Annotated in this window: 2 protein-coding genes; both read right to left on the bottom strand. The window is 55.5% G+C overall.

From position 1 onward, the window contains the following. Positions 1–45 precede the first annotated feature (45 nt). Positions 46–1,575, bottom strand: a complete 1,530-nt coding sequence (gene tnpC / locus ACZRJ6_RS26175) for an IS66 family transposase (RefSeq protein ID WP_463970660.1) — start codon at positions 1,573–1,575, stop codon at positions 46–48. Positions 1,576–1,592: 17 nt separating this feature from the next. Further along, a complete protein-coding gene (tnpB, locus tag ACZRJ6_RS26170; RefSeq protein WP_256666438.1) occupies positions 1,593–1,952 on the bottom strand; it encodes an IS66 family insertion sequence element accessory protein TnpB in 360 nt (119 codons plus the stop codon). Positions 1,953–2,036 lie beyond the last annotated feature (84 nt).

Here is a 2,036-nt window from a genome sequence, read left to right as displayed (position 1 = left end):
GTAAGCGCCTCATAAACCCCACATACCAAACGATGGGCTTAATGGTTACCGTGGCATCTCTGGCGAGCAGTTCCACGGCAGCAAGGCTTCGAAGTCTTCTACCGAAGTAGCTTGCGGTAGGCGTTCAAGTACGTGGCGCAGCCACGTATAGGGCTCCTGGCCGTTGGCTTTGGCAGTTTCGATCAGGCTATAGATCTGCGCACTGGCAGTGGCGCCCTTGGGCGTGTCGCTGAACATCCAGTTTTTACGACCGATCACAAAGGGTTTTACTGCTCGTTCTGCCCTATTGTTATCAATGGGCAGGAAGCCGGCCTCGGTGTAACGCTCAAGCTTGCTCCAGTTGCTGGCCAGATAACCGACGGCCTTGCCCAAGGCACTTTGCGTTGTCACCTGGAGATGGGTTTTCTCCAGCCAGCTTTTTAGTTCTGCGAGTACCGGCAGGCTTTTTTCCTGTCGACCGACAAAACGCTGATCATCAGTGACCTCTTTGAGTTCACGCTCGATGCCATACAGTTTGTTGATCAGATTCAGCCCCATGTCGGCTCGCCCGGTCTTACCCTTGGGCTGCACTTTTTGCGCATCGACGAACTTACGTCGCGCATGCGCCCAGCAGCCCAAACGCTCGACACCTGGCTGCGCGCCCAAGGCGTTATAGCCAGCGTAATCGTCGGTCATCAGGTAGCCGCGATAATCGGCAAGCAGGCGCAGCGGCACCTCCTGCGCTCGGCTGGTGGTGTAGTCAAACAGGACAACTGGGCGCGCAGGCGGGCCGCTGGCTTGGACCCACATCCAGGACTGGCTGGTCGGGTCTCGATCCGGCTCCTTCAGCACTTGTACCCGTGTTTCATCGCAGTGGATAACTGGACTTTCCAGCAACCGGTCGCGCATCAAATTCAGCAACGGCTGCAAGTGTTCGCCGCACTGAATCACCCAGCGCGCCAAGGTTTGGCGGGGGATATCGACGCCGTGTCGGCCAAGTACTTTTTCGAACCGATACAGTGGCAAACCGTCGACGTATTTGGTGGTCAGCAACATCGCTAAAACGCTGGGGCTGGCCATGCTCTTTTCGATCAGATGAGCCGGTTTGTCGGCGGTGACCGGTGCCGTTTCACAACCACGGCACGCGTAGACCTTGCGGATGTATTTGATCACGCGGATCTGCATCGGCACGATTTCCAGCTGTTCACTGGTTTCTTCGCCGATGCTGTGTTTGCGGCAGCCACACGCGCAGGTCAGTTCGTGCTCGGGCAGTTCGTGGATGACTTCAATGCGCGGCAGATCGGCGGACAGCGGTTTGCGTTTGCCACGGCGCTGGGTCGGGGCAACAACTTCTTCGTCAGACTCATCAGTGGGAACCACGAGGCTTTCGGGCTCATTAAAGAGTGCGAGCTGCGGTGTCTGCGGATCAACTGTTTGTTCTGATTTGCGCCCGAACAAGCGCTGACGCAATAGCGTGATCTGCTCTTTCAGGTCAATGATCTGGCCCTTGTCCACCTGACGCTCACTGAGCATCTGCACAAGCATTTGCTTGAGCAGAACCGGATCATCAGGGAGGTCGTCGGGCATCAAATTCATGCCCGGATTATATCCGATCAGGCGACGAATCGAGGAGTTAAAACTTGATGCGGACGGTTCCTCCATAGATCAAAACCATCCAGCAGCCAATTCAATTCTTGAACCGTTAGTACAATGGCTTCGTCGGTGAGATCAGGCGATGTTTTGAAGCGCTCGGACTCCAGGCGCTTGAGCCAAAGGCAAAAGCCGTTGCGCTCCCAATAGAGGATTTTCACTCGATTACGGTGGCGATTCAGGAAAACGAACAGCACGGGATCAAACACCGCGACCTTGATATCCAATTCGACGAGGGCAGACAGGCCGTCGATAGATTTTCGAAAGTCCACGGGTTTAGGGTAGAGGTACACTTTTTCAACTTTGGCGTCGGGACGCATCATGGTTGCTGGCTCCTGAAAGAGATCGGGAGCACAGCTTCAGGCTTCAACTAGCGGATTTAAATGTGGGCACGGTGGATCGCTTAC

It is taken from the genome of Pseudomonas sp. C321 (assembly GCF_055407105.1).
This window is presented reverse-complemented; position numbering and strand designations above follow the sequence as displayed.